The 22,810-nt window shown below is 41.8% G+C and carries 23 protein-coding genes; 19 read left to right on the forward strand and 4 right to left on the reverse strand.

What is annotated here, in order from left to right; all coding sequences use genetic code 11:
• The first annotated feature begins 15 nt into the window (after window positions 1-15).
• From AN395_RS10770 to AN395_RS10805, 8 genes are read left to right on the forward strand one after another with little or no spacing between them, the layout of a single operon-like run.
• A complete protein-coding gene (locus AN395_RS10770) occupies window positions 16-2,244 on the forward strand; it encodes a chemotaxis protein CheA (protein WP_054983005.1) in 2,229 nt (742 codons plus the stop codon).
• Window positions 2,245-2,295: 51 nt separating this feature from the next.
• Window positions 2,296-3,441: a chemotaxis response regulator protein-glutamate methylesterase gene (locus tag AN395_RS10775; RefSeq protein WP_054983006.1), complete on the forward strand. Its 1,146-nt coding sequence runs from the start codon at window positions 2,296-2,298 to the stop codon at window positions 3,439-3,441.
• Window positions 3,434-4,198: a flagellar motor protein gene (locus AN395_RS10780; protein WP_029773814.1), complete on the forward strand. Its 765-nt coding sequence runs from the start codon at window positions 3,434-3,436 to the stop codon at window positions 4,196-4,198. Before AN395_RS10775 ends, AN395_RS10780 begins: the two co-directional genes overlap by 8 nt.
• A 5-nt stretch (window positions 4,199-4,203) precedes the next feature.
• Complete coding sequence (locus tag AN395_RS10785) at window positions 4,204-5,169, forward strand: flagellar motor protein MotB (RefSeq protein WP_054983007.1); 966 nt, start codon at window positions 4,204-4,206, stop codon at window positions 5,167-5,169.
• A gap of 12 nt (window positions 5,170-5,181) precedes the next feature.
• Window positions 5,182-5,952 carry a ParA family protein gene (locus AN395_RS10790; RefSeq protein WP_054983008.1) on the forward strand — a complete coding sequence of 257 codons (771 nt, stop codon included), beginning with the start codon at window positions 5,182-5,184 and terminating at the stop codon, window positions 5,950-5,952.
• Window positions 5,953-5,955: 3 nt separating this feature from the next.
• Window positions 5,956-6,738 carry a chemotaxis protein CheW gene (locus AN395_RS10795; RefSeq protein WP_004588315.1) on the forward strand — a complete coding sequence of 261 codons (783 nt, stop codon included), beginning with the start codon at window positions 5,956-5,958 and terminating at the stop codon, window positions 6,736-6,738.
• 24 nt (window positions 6,739-6,762) lie between these two features.
• Window positions 6,763-7,260, forward strand: a complete 498-nt coding sequence (locus AN395_RS10800; RefSeq protein ID WP_004588316.1) for a chemotaxis protein CheW — start codon at window positions 6,763-6,765, stop codon at window positions 7,258-7,260.
• Window positions 7,261-7,277: 17 nt separating this feature from the next.
• Window positions 7,278-7,679: a DUF2802 domain-containing protein gene (locus tag AN395_RS10805; protein WP_004588317.1), complete on the forward strand. Its 402-nt coding sequence runs from the start codon at window positions 7,278-7,280 to the stop codon at window positions 7,677-7,679.
• Window positions 7,680-7,758: 79 nt separating this feature from the next.
• On the opposite strand, the gene AN395_RS10810 is transcribed toward AN395_RS10805, so the two are convergent.
• Window positions 7,759-8,079: an EscU/YscU/HrcU family type III secretion system export apparatus switch protein gene (locus AN395_RS10810; RefSeq protein ID WP_004588318.1), complete on the reverse strand. Its 321-nt coding sequence runs from the start codon at window positions 8,077-8,079 to the stop codon at window positions 7,759-7,761.
• Between the two features lies 1 nt (window position 8,080).
• Window positions 8,081-10,393, reverse strand: coding sequence for a flagellar hook-length control protein FliK (locus AN395_RS10815; protein ID WP_054983009.1), 2,313 nt, complete (start codon window positions 10,391-10,393; stop codon window positions 8,081-8,083).
• A 113-nt stretch (window positions 10,394-10,506) separates the two neighbouring features.
• On the opposite strand from AN395_RS10815, the gene ccmA reads away from it, so the two are divergent.
• The 10 genes from ccmA to AN395_RS10865 are packed head-to-tail and all read left to right on the forward strand — an operon-like array spanning window position 10,507 to window position 18,222.
• Window positions 10,507-11,127, forward strand: coding sequence for a cytochrome c biogenesis heme-transporting ATPase CcmA (gene ccmA, locus AN395_RS10820; RefSeq protein ID WP_095206646.1), 621 nt, complete (start codon window positions 10,507-10,509; stop codon window positions 11,125-11,127).
• On the forward strand, window positions 11,127-11,813 hold the full coding sequence (ccmB, locus tag AN395_RS10825; protein WP_004588321.1) for a heme exporter protein CcmB: 687 nt from the start codon (window positions 11,127-11,129) through the stop codon (window positions 11,811-11,813). Before ccmA ends, ccmB begins: the two co-directional genes overlap by 1 nt.
• 1 nt (window position 11,814) lies before the next feature.
• The gene (locus AN395_RS10830; RefSeq protein ID WP_004588322.1) at window positions 11,815-12,552 is read left to right on the forward strand and encodes a heme ABC transporter permease; all 738 of its coding nucleotides are present in this window, start codon (window positions 11,815-11,817) and stop codon (window positions 12,550-12,552) included.
• A gap of 3 nt (window positions 12,553-12,555) precedes the next feature.
• Complete coding sequence (gene ccmD, locus AN395_RS10835) at window positions 12,556-12,759, forward strand: heme exporter protein CcmD (RefSeq protein ID WP_004588323.1); 204 nt, start codon at window positions 12,556-12,558, stop codon at window positions 12,757-12,759.
• Window positions 12,756-13,235 carry a cytochrome c maturation protein CcmE gene (gene ccmE / locus AN395_RS10840; RefSeq protein ID WP_004588324.1) on the forward strand — a complete coding sequence of 160 codons (480 nt, stop codon included), beginning with the start codon at window positions 12,756-12,758 and terminating at the stop codon, window positions 13,233-13,235. The genes ccmD and ccmE overlap by 4 nt, the downstream gene beginning before the upstream one ends.
• Before the next feature lies 1 nt (window position 13,236).
• On the forward strand, window positions 13,237-15,201 hold the full coding sequence (locus AN395_RS10845) for a heme lyase CcmF/NrfE family subunit (RefSeq protein WP_004588325.1): 1,965 nt from the start codon (window positions 13,237-13,239) through the stop codon (window positions 15,199-15,201).
• Entirely contained in the window at window positions 15,201-15,770 is a 570-nt protein-coding gene (locus AN395_RS10850) for a redoxin family protein (protein WP_029773820.1), read from the forward strand. Before AN395_RS10845 ends, AN395_RS10850 begins: the two co-directional genes overlap by 1 nt.
• Entirely contained in the window at window positions 15,770-16,231 is a 462-nt protein-coding gene (locus AN395_RS10855) for a cytochrome c-type biogenesis protein (RefSeq protein ID WP_004588327.1), read from the forward strand. Before AN395_RS10850 ends, AN395_RS10855 begins: the two co-directional genes overlap by 1 nt.
• Entirely contained in the window at window positions 16,231-17,481 is a 1,251-nt protein-coding gene (gene ccmI / locus AN395_RS10860) for a c-type cytochrome biogenesis protein CcmI (RefSeq protein WP_054983011.1), read from the forward strand. The genes AN395_RS10855 and ccmI overlap by 1 nt, the downstream gene beginning before the upstream one ends.
• 9 nt (window positions 17,482-17,490) lie before the next feature.
• The gene (locus AN395_RS10865; protein WP_054983012.1) at window positions 17,491-18,222 is read left to right on the forward strand and encodes a VacJ family lipoprotein; all 732 of its coding nucleotides are present in this window, start codon (window positions 17,491-17,493) and stop codon (window positions 18,220-18,222) included.
• Window positions 18,223-18,299: 77 nt separating this feature from the next.
• Here the strand turns inward: AN395_RS10865 and AN395_RS10870 are convergent, their stop codons facing one another.
• Window positions 18,300-19,523: an EAL and HDOD domain-containing protein gene (locus AN395_RS10870; RefSeq protein ID WP_054983013.1), complete on the reverse strand. Its 1,224-nt coding sequence runs from the start codon at window positions 19,521-19,523 to the stop codon at window positions 18,300-18,302.
• 334 nt (window positions 19,524-19,857) lie between these two features.
• Between AN395_RS10870 and putP the strand changes: the two genes are divergently transcribed.
• Window positions 19,858-21,336 (forward strand): sodium/proline symporter PutP, encoded by a 1,479-nt coding sequence (putP, locus tag AN395_RS10875; protein WP_054983014.1) that lies wholly within the window; start codon window positions 19,858-19,860, stop codon window positions 21,334-21,336.
• Window positions 21,337-21,452: 116 nt separating this feature from the next.
• Here putP and fahA read toward each other — a convergent pair whose 3' ends face one another.
• Window positions 21,453-22,766: a fumarylacetoacetase gene (fahA, locus tag AN395_RS10880; protein WP_054983015.1), complete on the reverse strand. Its 1,314-nt coding sequence runs from the start codon at window positions 22,764-22,766 to the stop codon at window positions 21,453-21,455.
• Window positions 22,767-22,810: the final 44 nt, after the last annotated feature.

Below are 22,810 nucleotides of genomic sequence, written 5' to 3' on the forward strand. Positions count from 1 at the left end.
GAGGAGAGTAACTGCATGAGCTTTGAAGTCGATGAAGATATTTTACAAGACTTTCTTGTAGAGGCCGGAGAAATCCTAGAGCTTTTATCTGAACAGTTAGTTGAGCTAGAAAATAACCCAGAAGATACTGAGTTACTAAATGCTATTTTTAGGGGCTTTCATACCGTAAAAGGGGGAGCAGGCTTTTTAGCTATGACTGAGCTTGTTGATGCCTGTCATGGTGCTGAAAACGTATTTGATCTCTTACGCCAAGGGGTTAGAACCGTTAATTCAGAATTAATGGATGTGATTTTACAAGCACTAGATACCATTAATGAAATGTTTGCCACTATTCAAAACCGCGAACAGCCAGACCCAGCAGACCCTCAATTATTAGAAACCCTTCATAAACTTGGCCAACCGCCTACGGATGACGAGCTTACTGAAACAACCCCCGAAGTTGTTGAACAAGAACCCGGAGCTCCCGTTAGCGCAACAGATGATGAAGACCCATTTGCATTTGATGAACTATTTGATGTGGCAGGTTCAAGCCCTTCAGCAGATAGCACGCAAATTGACGAAATTACAGAAGATGAATTTGAAAGCTTACTCGATGAGTTACACGGCAAAGGCCAAAGCCCGGTGTCGCAACCAAGTGCAAGTGCAGAGCCAGATTCAAGTTCAGATATTACCGATGATGAATTTGACAGTTTATTAGATGAATTACACGGTGTAGGTAGTTTTGGTCCAGTTGCAGGAGATACTTCAAGCAGTGAGCCAGAAGTAAAGCACACAGCACCACCAGCGGCTGTTACAAATGATAGCGGTGATGATGAAATCAGCGATGATGAATTTGAAGCACTGCTTGATGAACTGCATGGTAAAGGCGCCGCACCAGAATCAAAAGAAGCTGACACACCTGCACCGCAGCCACCTAAGGCTGCACCTGTAGCTCAAACGCCAGCAAAACCTACGCCAGAAAAGCCTACGCCAGCACCTGCAGCAAAACAAGCTCCGGCGGCTAAAGCCGCTGCGCCTACACCTAAAGTGGCTGAAAAACCAGCGAGTAGCGCTGCACCTAAAAAAGCTACGCCTCCACCTGCTGAAACCACAGTACGTGTTGATACAAAGCGTTTAGATCAAATAATGAATATGGTTGGCGAGTTGGTATTAGTACGAAATAGGTTGGTCAGTTTAGCGACCAATACAGACAGTGAAGCGATGGGTAAGGCGATATCAAATCTTGATGTGGTTACTGCTGATATTCAAGGTGCAGTAATGCAAACGCGAATGCAGCCTATCAAAAAAGTGTTTGGCCGATTCCCTCGCGTAGTACGTGACTTAGCCCGTAGCTTAAATAAAGAAATTGATTTACAGCTTGTAGGTGAAGAAACCGATTTAGATAAAAACTTAGTTGAGGCACTGGCCGACCCGTTGGTGCATTTAGTACGAAACTCAGTTGACCATGGTATTGAGATGCCAGCAGCGCGTGAAGCTGCGGGTAAGCCTAGAACCGGTAACGTTACATTATCGGCTTCGCAAGAAGGCGACCATATTTTGTTAACCATTAAAGATGATGGTGCAGGTATGGATGCGGAAAAACTGAAAAAAATAGCGATCAGTAAAGGCGTTATTGACCATGATCAGGCAAGTCGCTTATCAGATACAGAAGCGTATAACTTAATATTTGCACCAGGCTTTTCGACCAAAGAAGAGATATCTGATATTTCTGGCCGTGGCGTAGGCATGGATGTAGTAAAAACTAAAATTACGCAGCTTAATGGCTCTGTGAGTATACAGTCAGAGTTGGGCGTAGGGACTATTTTAGAAATAAAAGTACCATTAACACTGGCTATTTTACCTACGCTGATGGTTATTGTTGGTGAGCAAACGTTTGCGTTACCACTTGCTGGTGTGAGTGAAATATTCCACTTAGATTTAACCAAAACCAATGTTGTAGATGGTCAGCTTACAATTATTGTTCGTAAAAAAGCGATACCGCTATTTTACTTAGAGCATTGGCTAGTTAAAGGTGCTGATTGTTCTCAGCGAAAAGCGCAAGGTCATGTGGTAATTGTACAAATAGGTACTCAGCAAGTTGGCTTTGTGGTTGATTCATTAATTGGCCAAGAAGAAGTTGTTATTAAGCCTCTTGATGCGTTATTACAAGGTACGCCAGGAATGGCTGGTGCAACAATTACATCTGACGGTGGTATTGCGCTGATTCTGGATGTACCTAATATGCTTAAGCATTACGCAGGATAAAATGTAGGCATACCTGTGTATGCCTACACATAAATTTAATAAGAGAGCGCAATGGCCGTAAAAGTTTTAGTTGTTGACGATTCCAGTTTTTTTCGCCGTCGAGTAAGCGAAATCCTTGAACAAGACAGCGGTATCGAAGTAATAGGTTTTGCTGTTAACGGTAGAGAAGCCGTAGAAAAAACAGCGCAGTTACGTCCAGATATGATCACCATGGATGTAGAAATGCCTGTGCTTGATGGTATTAGCGCAGTAAAAGAAATTATGGCGAGTAACCCAACGCCAATACTTATGTTTTCTTCATTAACCCGCGACGGTGCAACCGCAACTTTAGATGCACTTGATGCCGGAGCTATGGACTTTTTACCGAAAAAGTTTGAAGACATTGCACGAAATAACGAAGATGCAATCAAGTTATTACAAGCCAAAGTGAAGGAAATTGGTCGCAGGCGTGCTCCACGCCCTGTTAGGCCATTAACATCAAGTAAGACAACTGCTCCACCTGCAAGCAAACTTGCCACAACAAGCTCATCGCTTAAACAACCTGATAGAAGCTTTCAACGTGCTGCCCCAGTGCAGACAAGAACTACACCCAGTATGCCCACGCGTGCCAGCGGTAAACACTATCAAATAGTGGCTATTGGCACTTCAACTGGCGGGCCAGTTGCTTTACAAACCATATTAACCCAATTACCTGCTAACTTTGCACACCCTATTTTGTTAATTCAGCACATGCCGGCAGCATTTACGCCTGCGTTTGCGGCACGTTTAAATAGCCTTTGCAAAATACGCGTTAAAGAAGCGCAACAAGGTGACAGGCTAGAAGCCGGCACAGCCTACTTAGCACCTGGTGGACAGCAAATGATGGTAGAGGGGCGAAGTGGTAACAAAACGTTGCGTGTATTTGAAGATAATAGTGAACGAATAAGCTACAAACCAAGCGTTGATGTTACTTTTGCAAGTGTTGCTAAAAGCTACCAAGGAGACGTACTTGCTATTGTTTTAACCGGCATGGGCGCTGATGGACGTGATGGCGCGCGAATGCTTAAGCAATCTGGCGCAACCATTTGGGCGCAAGATGAAAAAAGCTGTGTGGTATACGGTATGCCTCAAGCTATTGCCAACGCTGGGCTTGCCTCTGAGCATTTAGCGTTAAACGACGTAGCAGCAAGAATAAAAAGAGAGACTGGTTGTGGATAAGCTCTCTGTTTTAGGGTTAATCATTGCGCTGGGCGCTATAGCGATTGGTTACTCTTTAGAGGGTGGCGTTGTCACGGCGTTATTTAATGGCCCTGCACTTATTATTGTACTTGGCGGCACCTTAGGGGCTGTTATGTTGCAAACGGCCACAAGCACCTTTAAAAAAACGCTAAGCATGAGCCATTGGGTGTTTTTTTCACCTCAATACAATATTGAGCAAGCCATAGAGCAAATTAAAACGTGGTCGCATAAAGCTCGCCAGGAAGGGTACTTAGCGCTTGAAAAAGAGGCACTTAGTCACCCAGATCCTTATGCAGCAAAAGGGCTTAGTTTACTAGTAGATGGGTGTTCGGAGCAAAAGCTACGCGACACCTTAGAAATAGATTTAATGCTTGAACGAGACCGCTTACTTGAAGCAAGTAAAGTGTACGAAGCCATGGGCGGATATAGCCCAACTATAGGTATTTTAGGGGCTGTACTTGGTCTTATTCAAGCAATGTCATTTATTACCGACCCTCAAAAGCTAGGCGCAGGGGTCGCCACCGCATTTATTGCAACAATATATGGGGTGGGTTTAGCTAACTTATTATTTTTACCTATGGCCAATAAGCTTAAGCAGCGAGTAGAGCAAAAAATGCTTTACCATGAAATGATGGCCGAAGGGGTGATTGCTATAAGCCTTGGCGAAAGTCCTATTAACATAGAATTAAAGCTTGAAGCTTATCGCACAGAGCGCCCTAATGTCGTGGTAGAGTAACTTTTATGTTACGCCGGCGCTTACGTCAATCAGCTGAAAAAAATCAACATACAGAACGTTGGTTAGTCTCTTATGCTGATTATATGACCATTATGTTTGCCTTTTTTGTGGTTATGTATGCCATTGCCATAAATAAAGAAGAAAGCTTTCAAATCCTCTCAGACTCCCTAGAACAGGTTTTTGACAAATCAGCAAGGCAGCAATCGCAACAAGGTGAGGGCGTGACAGGCGAAGGGCTACTTACTGACCGTGTTACCCCAGAGCAAGAGTTATTGTACGGTGAGAGCATTCAAAAACAGGAGTCTGGCCCAGAGCTGCTAGATGGACATAGTGATACCAGCAATATAAAACAAAAACATTTAGGTAAACCACTCGATAGTCTGTTAACTAAATTACATTCAGCACTTATTGATGAAATTCGTGATGGAGAAGCAAGTTTAGAGCTCAACCAAGATTGGCTTATTATTGAGCTAAGTTCAGGAATGCTGTTCTCAAGTGGTAGCTCTGTGGCCCACGCGCGAGCTAAGCAAGTCGTAAAAATTGTAAAAGATATTATTGCCCCAGTAGATAACTACATAAGGGTAAGAGGTTACACAGATAACGAAAGTATTCGCAATGAAATGTTTCGCTCTAACTGGGAGTTGTCAGTTGCACGGGCGACCTCTATTTTAGTTGAATTAGAAACGTTAGGAATTAACCCAGCGCGAATGGCAATCGAGGGGTATGGGCAATACTCACCTTTTGCCGATAACGACACCGCAGCGGGTCGAGCAGAGAATCGTAAAGTTGTTATTGCGCTTTCTAAGTATGGCTTAGTACAACAAACCACCGAAAATGAAGCTGAGCCTGATGAGCAAGTGCAACAAGCTGCGCCTGAGCCAGAGGTCGAACTTCCCTCTGATGATAACTCTATTAAAATAATTCGTTTACCTCATGGTGGCATCAGAATCACCACGCGCAATGAACAGTAATTAGGACTTAATGTGAAGATTTGGACAGTAGCAAATCAAAAGGGCGGTGTAGGTAAAACCACAACGGCTGTCAGTCTTGCTGGTATTTTGGCCTTGCAAGGTAAACGCGTATTACTCATTGATACCGACCCTCACGCCTCACTAACGTACTATTTTGGTATTGATTCTGAAGATTTAGAAGTCAGTGTGTACGATATTTTTGCCCGCGGCACCTCAATGCAAAGTGAAGAAGTACTTCAAGCATTGTGCCCCTCTACCATGGAAAACCTGGATATATTGCCCGCGACGATGGCTATAGCAACCCTCGATAGAAGCATGGGCAATAAAACGGGAATGGGCTTAATTTTAAAAAAAACACTTGCAAAAATTAGTGAACATTACGATTATGCGCTGCTTGATTGCCCGCCCGTTTTAGGTGTTTTAATGGTGAACGCATTAGCCGCCAGCGAACGTATTTTAGTGCCTGTGCAAACTGAGTTTTTGGCGCTCAAAGGGCTTGATAGAATGATGCGCACTATGGAATTAATGCAAAGCTCTCAAGCGAAACAGTACCAATATACTATAATCCCTACTATGTATGATAAGCGCACTAAAGCGTCGCTTGAAGCCTACAAAACGTTACAAAATACATATAAAGATAAAGTATGGCCAGGGGTGATCCCCGTTGATACAAAGTTTAGAGATGCAAGCCTTGCACAAAAGGTACCCATAGAGTTTTGCCCACGTTCGCGTGGGGTTTACGCTTATAAAGCGTTATTAGATTATTTAATTGGACAAGGTTAATGAATGAGTAAGCAATTATTTGCTAATGAAAAAGTAATGACTCAATACTTAGGGGCGCTATTATGCGAAGACGAACCTGAGGAAAACCTTGAGCCTGTAGCAAAGCTACTTGAGCAAGTACCTAGTGCCTTACAAAACGACGAAGTACTTTTAAAGCCCAAAGCGCAATTAAAAGTAACCGAGCAGCTTTATTCTGAGCAAGTAAAAGAGAGTAATAGCGAGGCTGATGCCACTATTTCGCCACCTGCACCTATTGAGCCTGAGCCAGTAGAGACAGCTGAGGTGCAAACTCAGTTAAGTACAGAACCTGCTCCTTTATTACATAGCCAAGAAGATTACTTTGAAGGTGAATTTCAGGCTCTGTTTTTTGAAGTGGCTGGTTTAACATTGGCAGTTCCTTTGAAAGCGCTTGGAGGAATTCATCAATTAGGTGAAGTAAATCATTTATTTGGTAAGCCAAAGTGGTTTAAAGGCGTTATGCTTAATAGAGATGAAAAGCTAAACGTAGTTGATACTGCCCGTTGGGTAATGCCTGAAAAGTACGATGAAAAGTTAGAGGCCTCTCTTAATTATCAGTATTTAATAACCTTAGGCGATAGCAACTGGGGTTTATTGGCTGAAAAGTTAATAAATAACATTACATTGAGTAAAGAAGATGTAAAATGGCGAAAAAACAGTGGCAAACGCCCTTGGCTTGCCGGTGTTATTAAAGAAAAAATGTGTGCTTTAATAGATGTAGATAATTTAAATGCACTATTAGAAAAAGGCTTAGATAGCCGTCAGTAGTAACGACCATTACGGGGTAACAGCATGAGCGAAGATAGACTATTATCAGCGAATAAAAACGCAGATAACAACGATGAAATTTTACAGTGGGTAACGTTTAAGCTTGAAGAAGAAACGTATGGCGTAAACGTAATGCAGGTGCAAGAAATTTTACGTTATACCGAAATTGCCCCAGTACCTGGTGCACCTTCATACGTTATTGGCATTATAAATTTACGTGGTAACGTAGTCACTGTTATTGATACTCGTGCACGCTTTGGTTTGCCTGCTGCGGATGCAACTGATAATTCTCGCATTTTAATTATTGAAGCAGAAGAGCAAGTAATTGGTATTTTAGCTGATAGTGTTTCTGAAGTTGTGTACTTACGCAGCTCTGAAATAGACAGCGCCCCAAATGTTGGTACCGAAGAAAGCGCTAAGTTTATCCAAGGTGTATGTAACCGCGATAACGAATTACTTATTTTAGTCGATTTAAATAAATTACTTAGCGATGACGAATGGGATGAGTTAAGCGATATTTAAGCTTTACCACTAAAATTATGTTGTTACTCAGTATCGCAATAGCAGCGCTAGGGATAGGTTTAATATCCCTGGCGCTAATTGTTGCATTAAAAAATAAACAGTCGGCGGAGCTTAATGCGGTATCACAGCAATTAAAAGATACCTCAGAGCAAACACATATATTACGCAGTGAAGTGTCTGAGCTCAGAACAGGGCTTTTAAGTATTGGTAAGCGCGTACTTGAAGTTGAGCAACAAAATCAAGAGTTGATGCAACAACAAGCTGCCCAAAAATATGATGACCCAGACGCAAAAATATATTCTCGTGCTGTTAAAATGGTTGAGCTTGGCGCAGATTTAGATGAGGTGATACGCGAGTGCGAGCTTCCTAGGGCTGAGGCTGAACTATTATTTTCGTTACATAAACAAAAAGACGCCTAGCGTCTTTTTTGCTTTTAACTACACAATACCAATGTGCAGTAATACTTAATAAATGGGGAGATATAATTCATCCACCTAGTTATGCCTTTACATTTAGCTTACCTTGAAAGTCTTGCCAGCCAGGTGGGAACTGCCCACGAAGCACGTACGAAAAAGCAATCAATTCAGCAATAACATAATAAAGCTCTTTAGGTATTTCCTCTCCTAATTCTAAGTGAGAGAGTGTTTTAGCAAGTGCTTCATCTTGGTGGATCATAATGCCTTTTTGTTTCGCTGCTGCGATTATTTCATCAGCCAACTCGCCAAACCCTTTTACACTTACCGCGGGGGTGCTTCCTGCTTCATACAACAGGCCAATCGCGGATTTATTATTTGCTGCTAAATTAGAGGTGTCAGTCATGTTAAACCTTAATATTTATAATGGCATGCGATTGATAAAACGCTTGATGACTAGCATCTCCGCGTTTTAAGTTTAGCTCGCCTACTTGCAAGCCATGCTGAGCTAATTTAGCCCTGAGGCTATCTAAATGAGGGTGTGCAATTGCACTTACTTCTTGGCTAGAGGCAAGCAGTTGGCAATCGAGCGCTTTGTCCATAAGCTCAGCCACTATTTGTAGTTGCCCTTGCTGTGCATAATCAAAATTTAATCTAACAAACCACACGTTTTTTTCGGTTTTATCTACACTGGCTTTTTTATATTGCCCTAAGGTTATCTCTGTTTGTCCCGCTTCAGGCGGAAGTTTCATCGGAAATAAAAACTGTGCTAGCGGGTTTGTGTCGCTTTGTTGGTTTGGCGTAGTTACTTGTACTTGGCTAAGGGTATTTTTAACTTGTAGCAGCTCTGGGGCAAGCTCTTGTATTTGTGTTTGTTGAAGTTGCTCTAATAGTTTATCCGCGCCATTACCTACTTTAAAAGTAGGTAAAAGCACATTAAGTAGGGCATCAACCCCTGTGTGGTTATTAAACGTTAGCGAAGTACTTGATTGGCTTATTATTGGCGCCGCTAAAATAGTAACCGCAAGTTGCTCAAGCCCTTTTGTAAAGCTACTTTGTAGTGTGTCGTTTGGCGTAGTAAGCGGTTGTAAGGTACTTAAAAGCTCTCGCTGTATGGTGGCTGGGTGCACATTAGTACTGGAGACCATTCTATTAAAAGCTTGATTCACTAAACGCGTAAGATCAGGTGTATTTTGAGTAGCTTTACTTGCTATGTCAGTAATTTGGCTACTCAACAATGTTTTAGGGTTGGAAGCGCTATTTGGGCGCTCACTCTCTGTTGGCAAATTTAAAAGCGAGGTTAAAAGTTTAGCCTCTGTTGGTTGTAACTGCTGACTTACAGCTGTGTTAAAAAGTGAGTGAGACAAACTGGGTTGGTTAGGAGTATTTACCTGTGAAGTTGTGGCATGTAGTGTTTTTAAACTCAGCGGCACAGAAGAGTTGCCTTGCGTACTTACATTTGTTGGTTGGGCGCTCACTGCATGGGGCTGAGCTGCGTTGTTTGCTGATTGCCATAACGACACACTCGCCTTTAATTGCTGGGTTATTTGCACTAAAGGAGGAAGCTGCGCAAAGTGTTTAGCTAAAGGGCTGCTAGGGGTAAAAGAATGATTAGCAACTTCTGCGGTTATATTTAGCTTGCTTAAATTAGGGTTTGTTAGCGTGTTTATTTGTGTAGGCGTTTTATTTACATCAAGCTTAGCTTGTTGAGCCTGCAAAGGCGGCGTTTTACTCGCAAAGGGTTTGTTTTCAAAGTATTTAACGGCATCGTTAATTCGCGTTTTTATATCACTAAAGCTACTTTGTAACCATGACTTTATAGGGCTTTGTGCACTTAACTGCGGGCTTGTTATATCAGCGGAGGGTCTGGCTGCATTTTGCTGCTGTGATAAAACCAAGTCGGTAAAGGGTTTACTAAATGAGTTATTAAGTGCGACCTGCATTTTAGGTAAGTTAGTTTTAATGAGCAGCTTATCTGCTTGATTAGTAATATTTACTGCCACGGGCTTGCTAGGCAATTCACTAAGCTGTTTATTGGTTATCGGGGTTGTGAACGAGCCGCTATGCTGAGGGTGCGAAATAATAGCTAATTTAGGCGTTGCTTGTAGTTGCGCGCTGGGCAGTAAGTTAGTTAATAGCTGCGAAATTTTATGTTGGCTGAGAGTTTGAGTATGGACGGTGTCAGCAAAGCGGTTAATAACATTTATTTGTGCGCCCTTATTGGTTGTATTAATAAGTACCTGTAATGGCTGCTCGGTATTTAACAGCTGTGCGGTTTCTTTGTTAATTGCAATACTGGCATTAAGGCTAGGTATCATAAGCTGCGGTGACGGCGAAAGCTGTACATTGACTGGCAAAGGTTTACTTTGTATTTCACTACCGGTACTAACATAATTTAAAAAACGCTGCAGTTGTGATGCGTTGCTAAGTGTAATATTGGTATTGTTAGGAGTAATATTTAGCTGCTTTCCATCAGCGCTGAGCTGTATGTTAGCACTTGCTATTTTGTCTGTATTTTGAGGGGCATGCGTTATGCCTAAGCGTAGTGTTTGCCAGTGTTTATCAATTAAAACATCGAGTGTAATTGAGCCTTTTGAAAACTGAATATTTTTAGCCGCAAGTACCTGCTCGGGTAATTGTACTAATTCGCCCGAAGTGCTCGGGGCGCTTTGGTTATTAACCAATGAATTAGATAATGTGATTTGCGTTGGATTATTCATTATTTTAAATCAAGTTTTCGCTAATTTTCGTGAATCGATTTTAAAGCAATATTCGTATTACCCTATCATTATGGTAGACTAACGCCTAATTTTTGGCATAGAGAAACGTCATCTTGTTACACATTAAGTCCGTCACCTGCATCAAGCAAGAACGTTGTTTGTTTGCGGATCTTAATTTTAGCCTAAATAGCGGTCAAATCATGCAATTAGCGGGTCCTAACGGGGCTGGCAAAACATCATTATTGCGTATTGTCGCAGGCTTTAGTGTGCCTGATGAAGGCGCTATTTTTTATAACCAGCAAGCTATTGCCAAGCATTATGAAGAGTACGCCACAGACCTGCTATTTATAGGCCATAAAACCGGTGTCAATGTGCAGCTCAGCGCACTGGAAAACGTACGCCATTGGTTGCACATTAACGGCTATACAAATGAGCCCGACTTATATCCAATTTTAGCTAAGCTTGGCTTAGTGGGCCTTGAAGATGTGCCGGTAAGAATGCTCTCTGCAGGGCAGCAGCGTCGTGTCGCTTTAGTGCGATTATGGTTAAGCGATGCAAAACTATGGGTGCTTGATGAACCCTTTACTGCACTTGATAAAAATGGCGTTGCATTTTTACAACAACGTTTTTCTGAGCATTTAAAAAGTGGTGGCGCTATTTTACTAACAACCCATCAAGATTTAACAACACAGTTTGAAAACCTACAAACGGTGACCTTGGAGTATCGTTACTGATGACTCGTCAACATTCATATTGGCTGCTGTTTAGTGCGGTATTTAGTAAAGATGTAAAGCTTGCGTTTCGCCAGCGTGCTGAAATTATCAATCCTATCTTGTTTTTTCTCATTGTTATTTCTTTATTTCCGTTAGCAATTGGCCCAGAGCCCGGTCTATTAAACAGAATGGCGCCAGGTATTATTTGGGTAGCAGCTTTGCTCTCTACCATGCTTGGACTCGATAAATTATTCAGAGACGACTATAACGATGGCTCGTTAGAGCAGTTAATTGCTTCATCGTACCCGCTATCACTCACCGTGTTGGCTAAAGTCGCGGCGCATTGGGTTGTTACCGGTTTACCATTAGTATTAATGACACCGTTATTTGCTTTATTGCTTAATTTAGAGAGTTCTGCGCTGTTAGCGACCGTATTAACATTATTATTAGGCACGCCATTATTAAGCTTTATTGGTGCAATTGGGGCTGGCCTTACTGTGGGATTACAAAAAGGCGGCATTTTAATGAGCCTATTAGTGTTGCCTTTGTATATTCCTGTTTTAATTTTTGCAACGTCAGCCATTGATACCAGTACTATGTCGCTGGATTATAGCGGGCAGCTTGCCATTCTTGGGGCCATGTTAGTAGTTGCTATTATGTGCGCACCCATCGCCATATCGTCAGCATTAAAAGTGAGTGTAAGTTAATATGTGGAAGTGGTTACATCCCTACGCAAAAGCAGAGCGCGCATATCAATTATGTAATACGTTACTGCCTTATTTTGCCGTTGTTACGGTTATAAGTATGCTTGTTGGTTGGATTTGGGGCTTAGGTTTTGCACCGGCTGATTATCAACAAAAAGACAGCTACCGTATTATTTTCATTCATGTTCCATCGGCTATTTTGTCTATGGGCGCATACTCTTCTATGGCTATAGCAGCTATTGTCGCTTTAGTGTGGCAATTACGTAACGCTGAGCTTGCTGTAATTGCTATTGCCCCGGTGGGAGCATGTGTTACAGCTATTGCCTTAATTACCGGCGCTGCATGGGGTAAACCTATGTGGGGTGCTTGGTGGGTATGGGATGCACGTTTAACCTCTGAACTTATTTTATTGTTTTTATACTTAGGCGTGCTGTCGCTTTATCATGCCTTTGAAGATAAAAAATCAGCAGGGCGCGCAGCGTCTATTTTAGCCATTGTAGGGGTAATTAATTTACCTGTTATTCACTACTCCGTAGAGTGGTGGAACACCCTGCACCAAGGCGCAACAATCACAAAGCTTGATACAAAAGCCATTGACCCAAGTATGTTTTGGCCGCTTATGGTAAATATTTTAGCGTTTGCAGCGTTTGTGGGCACTGTAACGTTAATTCGCCTTAAAAATGAAATATTACAACGTGAAAAGCATCGACCTTGGGTTCGAGCCTTGTTAAGTAAGGGGTAAATTATGCAGTTTGACTCTTTTTCTGATTTTATTGCAATGGGAGGCTACGGGTTTTACGTGTGGCTTTCATTTGGTACATGCGCCTTAATTTTGTTGGGCATTTTATTTAGCTCTTTACGTGATACAAAACGTATTATGGCCTCAGTAGAGCAGCAAGTTGCGCGCGAAGCGCGAATTAAAAAAGCGAAGCAGGAACAAATCTCATGAACCCAAGACGTAAAAAACGCCTATTGGTAATTATTGCAGTACTGTTTGGTATTGGTGCCTCTGTAGGCCTAGTGCTTTATGCACTACAAGAAAACATAAACTTATTTTATACACCAAGCGAGCTAATAGACGGCAAAGGCCCAGATAAAGAAAAACCGCAAATAGGGCAAAAGTTGCGTATTGGCGGTATGGTTGTGCCGGGTTCTGTCATTCGTAATGAACAAAGTTTACAAGTCAGCTTTAAATTGATTGATACCGGGCCATTGGTAACAATTAAATACCAAGGCATTTTGCCTGACTTATTTCGCGAAGGCCAAGGTATTGTAGCGCAAGGTGTGCTTGTAGAACCAAACGTGATTGAAGCTTTTGAAGTACTGGCTAAGCATGATGAAGAATACATGCCAGCAGAAGTAGCAGAAGCCGTAAAAGGAATTAAACACGAAAAACCAAAATACAACCTAGATAGCGGTAGCTAATATGATCCCAGAACTTGGTTATTTTTCTTTAACGCTTGCCATGGTGCTAAGCGTTTTACTGTGTATTTTTCCGCTGTGGGGCGCGCATACCGGTAATCTTCGTTTAATGCGTGCGGCCCCGTCTTTAGCCGTTGGGCAATTTGCTTTTGTACTTCTCTCGTTTGCTGCGCTTATCTATGCCAGCTTAACAGATGACTTTACGGTATCTTATGTGGCGTACCATTCAAGTAGTACGTTGCCTTGGTATTATAAAATTACCTCTACGTGGGGTGGGCACGAAGGCGCTATTTTACTGTGGCTTGTAATGCAAGCAGGGTGGACCGCCGTAGTTGCTATGCGTTCTAAATCGCTACCTTGGGTGTTGCGTGCACGCGTTTTAGGTGTGCTTGGCTTTTTAGGTGTCGGTTTTATGATGTACACACTACTGCTTTCAAGCCCGTTTGAACGCTTACTGCCGTATTTTCCTGTTGAAGGGCGTGATTTAAATCCGCTTCTACAAGACCCAGGTATGATCATTCATCCGCCATTACTGTATATGGGATATGTAGGGTTATCGGTTGCGTTCTCATTTGCTATTGCAGCACTTTTAACAGGTAAACTTGATAACACCTGGGCTAAATGGTCTCGCCCATGGACGATGACTGCTTGGGGCTTTTTAAGTTTAGGAATAACCATAGGCAGCTGGTGGGCTTACTCTGAGCTTGGCTGGGGTGGCTGGTGGTTTTGGGATCCGGTAGAAAACGCATCGCTTATGCCCTGGCTAGTTGCTACGGCTTTATTGCACTCTTTGAGCGTGACAGAAAAGCGCGGTGTATTTAAATCGTGGACTGTGCTGCTTGCCATCGCTGCATTCTCCCTAAGCTTATTAGGCACCTTTATTGTTCGCTCAGGTATTATTGTATCGGTGCATGCATTTGCCACTGACCCCGATAGAGGTTTATTCATTCTAGCCTTTTTAGGCATTGTTGTTGGCGGCGGTTTATCGTTGTATGCGCTGCGCGTATCACAAGTTAAAAGCGAAGGCCGTTACAAGTTTGTATCACGCGAAGTGGCCTTATGGCTTAACAACATCTTTTTAGTGGTAGCCACATTAATTGTTCTTTTAGGTACTTTGTTACCTATGGTGCATAAAGAAATGGGCCTAGGCAGTATTTCTATTGGCGAACCGTTCTTTAATAAAATGTTTGCCATTTTATTAGTACCATTTGCCATATTAATGGGAATAGGGCCTTTTCTTCGTTGGAAACAAAACAAGTGGGCTGTACTACAAAATAAAGTATTAATAGGTGTGTTAATAAGTGTTGTTATTACCTGTGCGTGGTTGTTCTCAAGCTACGATGTCGTAAAACCACTTACATTATTAGCAACCACATTAGGTGTATGGGTTGCTGTATCTACTGCCATAGATTTATACGCCAAGGCGTCGGTTCACGGGACGCTAAAAGAAGGCATTAAACGTTTAGGCATTAGCTACTGGGCTATGGTGCTAGGTCACGTTGGTTTAGCATTTGTTATTGCAGGCGTTACGCTTACTTCGGCGTACTCGGTAGAGCGTGATGTTTCTATGAAGCAAGGCGATATTGTTACGCTTAACCAATACGAATACCGATTTGATGGCGTTAAAGCAATACGCGGCCCTAACTACAGTGGACATGCTGGTGTAGTGTCGGTATTTAATAACGATAAGCTAGTGACTGAGTTACATGCAGAAAAACGCAAATACGATATTGGTATGCAATTTATGACCGAAGCGGCAATTGATGCCGGCTTTACTCGCGACCTATATTTAGCGCTTGGTGAGCAATTAAGTAAAGGGGCATGGTCACTGCGTATTTATCACAAACCTTTCGTGCGTTGGATGTGGATAGGCGGAGTACTTATATCGCTTGCAGGGTTTATGATTTTATTTGATAAACGCTACCGTACATCAGCAAGTACACGCAAAAAAGCGTTGGAGAATGCGTAATGAACCGTAAAATTTTAGCTTTAGCACCGTTATTAATATTCATATTTTTATGTGTATTTTTGTATCAAGGTTTGTTTGCCAACCCGCGTGAAATTCAAACCGGTCGACTAGGCCAAACGATGCCTGCGTTTAACCTGCCTGATTTAATGCAAGATGATAAGCGCTGGACAGATGAAAGCCTAAAAGGCGAAGTTTATTTACTTAATGTATGGGGGACTTGGTGCCCTACATGTTTAGTTGAACTAGGGTATTTAACTAAGCTACGCGAGCAAGGCGTAAAAATTATTGGTTTGTACTATGTACAAGGGTACGATGCCGATTTTGATGGCCCATTTGATATGCAGGCTTTGCGCACCGATGTGAGCGATATGCTCAGCCGTGCTGGCGACCCATACCAATTTAATATTTTAGACTTGCACCGTACCTTGTCACTTGATTTAGGTGTATCAGGTGCCCCTGAAACATTTTTAGTGGATAAAACGGGTAAAATTTTATTACACCATACAGGGGATCTAAACCCGCGCGTATGGCGTGCTAAATTTGCCCCTGTTATGCAGGAGCTAAATTAATGCGAGTGTTTTTATTAACCCTGAGCTTTTTTATAAGTATGGCAGTGTATGCCGAGCAAGATCGCTACCAGTTTGACAATAACCAACAAGCTGTGCGCTTTGAAGAGTTAACCAAAGAGCTCAGGTGCCCTAAATGTCAAAACCAAAATATTGCAGACTCTGATGCCATTGTTGCAAAAGATTTACGCGACAAGGTACTCGCGTTGGTAAAAGAAGGTAAAACAAAAGACGAAGTAATCGATTACATGATAGACAGATACGGTTATTTTGTTCATTACGATCCGCCTGTAACACCAGCCACATTAGTACTTTGGGTTTTACCTGTACTTATTGTTATTTTGGGTTTTGGTTTTATTGTAATTCGCCAGCGTAAGGCGTCAGTTAAGCAAACCTGGAACAGCGATGATGAAGCAAAACTTGCTAAGTTAATTGCAGAAAATAAACGTCAGGAGCAAAATTAATGATTTTAATGTGGGCGTGTTTTGCTTTACTCACACTAATTGCACTGGCTTTTATTATGTTGCCTTTTTTAAAAAAAGAGCGCGTGCAAACCATTACTCATAATGCTAATGCAGAATTGATCAGCATTTACGAACAGCGTTTAGTTGAGCTGCAAAACGACTTAGACAATCAACGTATTGATGCACAAAGCCACAGTGAATCGGTTATTGAGCTAAAACGTCGCTTATTGAACGAGCTTTCGCCAGAAAAATCGCTTAATAGCAAAGGTAATAACCGTATTTTTGCTTTAACAGGCGCAGCATTTTTATTAGCCCTCACCGGTGTTTTTTACACCTTTACAGGGAGCCAGCAGCAAATAGCAGCGTGGTATGATGCAATGGATAACCTTGCAGATTATGGCGAGCGTGCGGTAATGCAAAAAGGTGAGCCACTAACTCAAAACGAGTTGCAAGCGTTTGCTTTAGCGCTGCGCACTAAGCTTAGTGAATCAGGCGATGACGAAGTTGCGTGGATGTTGCTTGGACGTGTAGCCATGTCGTTAAACGAATTTGATATGGCGCAGCAATCGTTTGATAAAGCCCTGCGAATGAACCCAGACAACATGCAAGTACTCATTAGCTACAGCCAAGTTTTACTGCTTGAAGGCAGCGAAGAGAACATGACGCGTGCAGCGGGTATGCTATCTAAAGTGCTAAAGGTTGAACCAACAAACCTTGATGCTATTTCTTTATTAGCGCTTATTGCCTTTGAGCGCAAGGACTGGCCGCAAGCCAAAGCGGCGTTTGAAGTATTACTGGCAAGCATGGATAAAAGCGATACGCGTTATTCAATGATAGCGCAGCGTATTTCCGATATAGAGCAACAAATGCAAAATGAGGGCTCTGTAATGCCGGTCTCTGCTAATAGTACTATTAGTGTTACTGTGAGCTTAGCAGATGAGCTTTTCGATAAGCAGCCACAGCAGGGGACTTTATTTATTTTTGCCAAGGCTGCTCAAGGCTCTCCTATGCCATTAGCGGTTGTTAAATTAAATGAATACAGCTTTCCGCTAACGGTGCAACTCACTGATGCTAATGCAATGGTTGATGGGTTAAACTTATCAAGTGCTAAAGATATTGTGATCACAGCGCGGATCTCAATCGATGAGTCAGTTATGCCAAGTAGTGGTGAGTTAGAGGGTCACTCTGAGACACTACAACGTGAAAACGTAAGTGACTACCAACTTCAAATTGATACATTAATACCTTAAGGACATTAGATGTTAAAGCATAGTTTTACTTTTTTATGTTTATTGGTGCTAGCCGGATGTGCACATGTACCAGAAAACAAAGTTGATGAGCGCGACCCGCTACAAAGCATTAACCGTCCATTGTACGACTTTAATATGGATATTCTTGATGCTTATATTTTACGCCCAGTGGCTGTAGGGTATGTAGAAGTGACCCCTGTACCTGTACGCAATGGGATTGTTAACTTTACCGATAATATTAGTGCGCCTGTTGATATGATAAACGCAGGGCTACAAGGTAAAGCGGGTAACGCAGGCGTGAGTTTAGCGCGTTTTTTAGTTAACTCTACGGTAGGTGTATTTGGTATTTTTGATGTTGCAAGTTCACTTGGACTTGAGCTGGTAGATGAAGACTTTGGCCAAACATTGGGCGTGTGGGGCGTTGGCGATGGCGCATATATTATGTTGCCGGCAATGGGACCGACTACAGCACGTAACTTAACAGGCGATGTCGTTGATAACTTTGTGTTACCAGAAATCGCCTTGACTACGCCTCAAACTATTTTAGTTTTTGCGCTTAAAGCGGTTGAAGCTCGTGCTTCGCTTATCCCGCAAGAAGGCTTACTAAATGACTCTCTTGATCCGTATTTATTTGTTAAAGACATATACTTTCAGCGTCAGCTTTATGAGCTATACGACGGCAATCCTCCAATCAAAGAAGAGCCTGAAGACTTTGATGAAGACTTCTTAGAAAGCCTCTAAATAACAGCTATAAAAAATGCCAGCAATTGCTGGCATTTTTTATGTGTATTTTGAGCTTAAATAAGCCCTAATGTTTATTATTCTTTAACCATCAGCTGCATTTGCTCATTAACCCAAGTTAAGGCGTCATGGTATGCATTGGCAACTTCTTCGCCTAAATTTAACTGTTTAGCAATTTCGTTGGCGGCTTCCCAATCTGCGTGCTCATAAAACTTAACCAAGTTTAGATACTGAGCAAGCAGGCCTTCGTCATTCAATAGCGCAGCTTTTATCTCTGCAGACAGCGGGAGCTTTTGCATAACGCTTTCCATGGTTTCATCTAAAATGGCGTCCATAAGCGACATCATGCCAGTTAAAAAGGCCATACCGGTATCTTTAAACTGCCCGTGTGAAATAGCAAGTAGTTCACCAAATCGTGCACGTGTTAGCGAAAGCCTAATTAGCTCAACAGGTTTATCGGCAGAAACTTGCGCTGCAAATAACAAAGATAACAGCTTTTTAATTTCGTTAGCGCCAAGGACGATGAGTGCTTGTTTGATTGTGTTTATTTCGGCTCTGCGCGCAAACGCAGCTGAGTTTGAATAACGCAATAACTTGTATGATAGATTTACGTCACGTTCAAACACATCGGTTATCTTTTTAAGATCCATTTCAACAGATGAGGTTTCGTAAAGTAGCTCTGCTAATGCCATTTCTGATGGCGGCAGTGCTTTACTTTGTACCATTTCAGGCTTTGAAAAAAAGAACCCCTGAAAATATTCAAACCCAAGCTCAAGAGCTAAATTATAGGCTTCATAGGTTTCTACTTTTTCAGCTAAAAGCTTGATGTGTGGATAGGCTTTAATATCGTTAATTATGGTTTTTATTGCACTTTCATCAGTGGTTAAAAAGTCTATTTTTAAAATATCGATAAACGGGTAAAAATGGCGCCATACTGGTTGGTGAATGTAATCATCAAGCGCTAGGGTGTAGCCTTTTTCTTTTAAATCTTTAACAATAGCCAGTAAGCGCTTACCTGGTTGCACTGTTTCAAGGATTTCTACAACGACCGTCTCTTTCCCTAACATAGTAGGGTAACCTTTAAGTAAGGTTTCTAGGGTAAAGTTAATATAGGCGGGTTTGTTGCCAGTTAAATCTTCTAAGCCAAAATTAAACTGACTCCCTTCGATTAGCTTCGTTGTTGCTTCGTCACCGTCTATGTCTGGAAATACATTATCAACGCCATCGCGAAATAATAACTCGTATCCAACAAGCTCCTTTTCGCGGTCTAAAATAGGTTGGCGTGCAGCATAAAAATACATAAATAGTTCCGTACAAAATAATAATTATTAGCAATGGCTATAATATATGGCAAAACGTTCGAAATAGCATTAGGTAATTATTATTGATTTAATGAATTGTTATTAAATATTAGCTATATATGTAAATAAATTTACCGTATATCGGCTGTTTGAGGGTTAAATAGTCAATAAGGCTGTTTTTTGTTCACTTCAGTGTAACAAGTTGGAGTTATCACCTTTAAGCATGGTATAGTCAAGACGGATGGTTTTTACCCCAATAGTGTCTTTATTATAATATTTTAAGAGTCATTATTAGGATTAAAAGCCTGTTTTATACAACTTTGTGGAGGCGAATTTGGAAACAGGAATGATTATTTCACTGGTATTGTATTTTATAGTCATGCTTGGCATTGGACTTTATGCATACAAACAGTCTACAAGTGATGTTTCGGGTTATATGCTAGGTGGACGTAGCTTATCTCCAAGTGTTGCAGCATTATCTGCTGGCGCATCGGATATGAGTGGTTGGATTTTAATGGGCTTACCTGGCGCTATGTTCGTTACTGGCTTTAGTAGCACATGGATAGCAATAGGCTTGGTTATTGGTGCGTGGTTAAACTACTTTTTAGTTGCGCCTCGTTTGCGTGTTTACACTGAAAAAGCAAACGACTCAATCACAATCCCAGACTACTTCTCTAATCGTTTTAATGATAAATCAAACCTTTTACGTGTAGTTTCTGCGGTAGTAATTATTGTGTTCTTTACGCTTTATACATCATCAGGTGTTGTAGCAGGCGGTAAATTGTTTGAAAGCTCGTTTGGCTTAAGTTACGAAATGGGTTTATACATCACCACTGGTGTTGTTGTTTTATATACCTTATTTGGTGGCTTCTTAGCAGTTAGCTTAACTGACTTTGTGCAAGGCTGTATTATGTTTATTGCCTTGATACTGGTACCGACCGTTGCTTACTCTTTATTAGATCAACCGCTAGAGTCAACACTTCATAGCGTTAACCCCGATATGCTTAATTGGATAGGTGCAGGCTCTGCATTAGGGATTATTTCGGCAATGGCATGGGGCTTGGGCTACTTTGGTCAACCTCATATTATTGTACGTTTTATGTCGGTGCGTAGCGTAAAAGATATGCCAACGGCTCGCCGTATTGGTATGACATGGATGATAGTTGCAGCCATTGGTGCTGTGGGTACTGGTTTATTTGGTGCCGCGTACACTTACGAAAACAACATTGTTGTTGAAGACCCAGAAACCATTTTCTTAATTCTTTCTGAGTTATTATTCCACCCATTAATTGCTGGTTTCTTATTGGCGGCTATTTTAGCTGCAATCATGAGTACAATTTCTTCGCAGTTACTTGTTAGCTCAAGTTCGTTAACTGAAGATTTTTACAAAACGTTTTTACGCAAAGAAGCAAGCGACACAGAGCTTGTTACTGTAGGACGTATTAGTGTAGCAGCAGTTGCTCTATGTGCTATTTACTTAGCGTACGATAGAGATAGCTCAATATTAAGCTTAGTAAGTAATGCATGGGCAGGTTTTGGTGCGGCATTTGGCCCACTGGTTTTATTTAGCCTGTACTGGAAACGCATGAACTTTGAAGGCGCACTAGCAGGTATGGTTGTAGGTGCTGGTACGGTTCTGTTTTGGATTTACTCACCATTTATGATTGATGGGCAAAGCTTAAGCAGTTACATGTACGAAATTGTACCAGGCTTTATTTTAGCAAGTATTGCAATTGTCGTTGTAAGCTTAGCGACGAAAGAGCCAGCGCAAAATATTACTGCGCTATTTGATGAGGTTGAAAAAGACCTTTAATCAACCCGTACTTTAGATACGAAAAAGCCACCTAGTTTAACTAGGTGGCTTTTTTATTTGCTATGTGTTGTCCTCAAATGTGTTTGCTTATTTAGGACATATCAATAACCAATAAGTTATTTAGCAGGTAATACTGTGCTTTCTACACTACCAAAGCCAATACGGGCATAGCCTGGCTTTTCGCACCAGCCGCGCATAATTACGTTATCGCCATCTTCTAAAAAGCTGCGCTGCTCACCATTACTCAGGGTTATTTTTTCTTTACCACCACGAGAAAGCTCTAATAAAGAACCCGCTTCTTCATGTGTAGGGCCTGACTGCGTGCCAGAGCCGAGCATATCTCCTGGCATAAAGTTACAGCCATTTACAGTGTGATGGGTCACCATTTGCGCCACAGTCCAATATGAATGTTTGAAGCTTGAGGCAGAGACCTGCGTAGGTTGGTGGTTTTCATCACGCATTTTTTGAGTCTGAATTTTAACATCCATTTGGATATCAAATGCTCCTTGCTCGCGGTTAGCGGCAGATTCTAGGTACGGCATTGGTTGTGGATCGTTTTCATCACGTGTCCAGCTAGTTCTAAAAGGTGCAAGTGCTTCAGTGGTGACAATCCAAGGCGATACGGTTGATGCAAAGTTTTTAGCTAAAAACGGGCCTAATGGTTGGTATTCCCATGCTTGTAAATCTCGTGCTGACCAATCATTAAATACACAAAAACCAAATACATGGTTTTCAGCGTTTTCAATGGCGATAGCATCACCTAACGCATTGCCTTTGCCTAAGTATATACCGAGCTCTAACTCGTAATCTAGGCGCTTACATGGGCCAAATGATGGAGTATCTGCATCGGGCGCTTTAGTTTGCCCTTTAGGGCGGTGAAACGTTTGCCCCGATACATCAATAGATGAAGAGCGGCCATGATAGCCAATCGGCACCCATTTATAGTTTGGTAAAAGCGGGTTGTCTGGTCTAAACAAGCTACCAACGGCTGTTGCATGGTAAATTGAGGTATAAAAGTCGGTGTAATCACCAATACGACACGGCAGTGAAAACTCTATATCAGCTTGAGCAATAAGGGTACTTTGCATTTCTTTTTGTTGCTGTGCGCCTTCACGCAATGCTTTTGAAAGCGCTAAGCGCAGTGCTGACCAGTACTGCTCCCCTAAACCCATAAATGTATTTAGTGTTGATTCGCTTGCTGCATCTAGGGCTGTTTTAGCATCACCGGTAAAAATGTTTAAGTGGCTCAATTTTGCTAAATCAATAACCTGATCGCCAATAGCAACCCCGCCTCTGAATTCTTCATTTGTATTTTTAGTACGAAATTCTGCAAAAGGTAAATTTTGAATCGGGAAGTCACAGCCTTTAATATTGGCCGACTCTACCCAGCTAGTTAAATTAATGTCGTGGGTTTCGTTAATTTGGCTCATTACTTATCCTTTAGGTTTGATGTTGGGTGCATGCATTTATTTAA

It is taken from the genome of Pseudoalteromonas sp. P1-30 (genome assembly GCF_001400005.1).
Classification (GTDB): domain Bacteria; phylum Pseudomonadota; class Gammaproteobacteria; order Enterobacterales; family Alteromonadaceae; genus Pseudoalteromonas; species Pseudoalteromonas atlantica.

What these genes read in the sequence shown, in the direction of transcription:
- ccmD (WP_004588323.1), top strand. Translation starts at nt 12,556, where the DNA reads ATGCAGTTTGACTCTTTTTCTGATTTTATTGCAATGGGAGGCTACGGG.
- AN395_RS10845 (WP_004588325.1), top strand. Translation starts at nt 13,237, where the DNA reads ATGATCCCAGAACTTGGTTATTTTTCTTTAACGCTTGCCATGGTGCTA.
- AN395_RS10800 (WP_004588316.1), top strand. Translation starts at nt 6,763, where the DNA reads ATGAGCGAAGATAGACTATTATCAGCGAATAAAAACGCAGATAACAAC.
- AN395_RS10865 (WP_054983012.1), top strand. Translation starts at nt 17,491, where the DNA reads ATGTTAAAGCATAGTTTTACTTTTTTATGTTTATTGGTGCTAGCCGGA.
- AN395_RS10805 (WP_004588317.1), top strand. Translation starts at nt 7,278, where the DNA reads ATGTTGTTACTCAGTATCGCAATAGCAGCGCTAGGGATAGGTTTAATA.
- AN395_RS10815 (WP_054983009.1), bottom strand. Translation starts at nt 10,393, where the DNA reads ATGAATAATCCAACGCAAATCACATTATCTAATTCATTGGTTAATAAC.
- AN395_RS10870 (WP_054983013.1), bottom strand. Translation starts at nt 19,523, where the DNA reads ATGTATTTTTATGCTGCACGCCAACCTATTTTAGACCGCGAAAAGGAG.
- AN395_RS10810 (WP_004588318.1), bottom strand. Translation starts at nt 8,079, where the DNA reads ATGACTGACACCTCTAATTTAGCAGCAAATAATAAATCCGCGATTGGC.
- fahA (WP_054983015.1), bottom strand. Translation starts at nt 22,766, where the DNA reads ATGAGCCAAATTAACGAAACCCACGACATTAATTTAACTAGCTGGGTA.
- AN395_RS10785 (WP_054983007.1), top strand. Translation starts at nt 4,204, where the DNA reads ATGTTACGCCGGCGCTTACGTCAATCAGCTGAAAAAAATCAACATACA.
- AN395_RS10795 (WP_004588315.1), top strand. Translation starts at nt 5,956, where the DNA reads ATGAGTAAGCAATTATTTGCTAATGAAAAAGTAATGACTCAATACTTA.
- AN395_RS10830 (WP_004588322.1), top strand. Translation starts at nt 11,815, where the DNA reads ATGTGGAAGTGGTTACATCCCTACGCAAAAGCAGAGCGCGCATATCAA.
- ccmB (WP_004588321.1), top strand. Translation starts at nt 11,127, where the DNA reads ATGACTCGTCAACATTCATATTGGCTGCTGTTTAGTGCGGTATTTAGT.
- ccmE (WP_004588324.1), top strand. Translation starts at nt 12,756, where the DNA reads ATGAACCCAAGACGTAAAAAACGCCTATTGGTAATTATTGCAGTACTG.
- AN395_RS10775 (WP_054983006.1), top strand. Translation starts at nt 2,296, where the DNA reads ATGGCCGTAAAAGTTTTAGTTGTTGACGATTCCAGTTTTTTTCGCCGT.
- AN395_RS10855 (WP_004588327.1), top strand. Translation starts at nt 15,770, where the DNA reads ATGCGAGTGTTTTTATTAACCCTGAGCTTTTTTATAAGTATGGCAGTG.
- ccmI (WP_054983011.1), top strand. Translation starts at nt 16,231, where the DNA reads ATGATTTTAATGTGGGCGTGTTTTGCTTTACTCACACTAATTGCACTG.
- AN395_RS10770 (WP_054983005.1), top strand. Translation starts at nt 16, where the DNA reads ATGAGCTTTGAAGTCGATGAAGATATTTTACAAGACTTTCTTGTAGAG.
- AN395_RS10850 (WP_029773820.1), top strand. Translation starts at nt 15,201, where the DNA reads ATGAACCGTAAAATTTTAGCTTTAGCACCGTTATTAATATTCATATTT.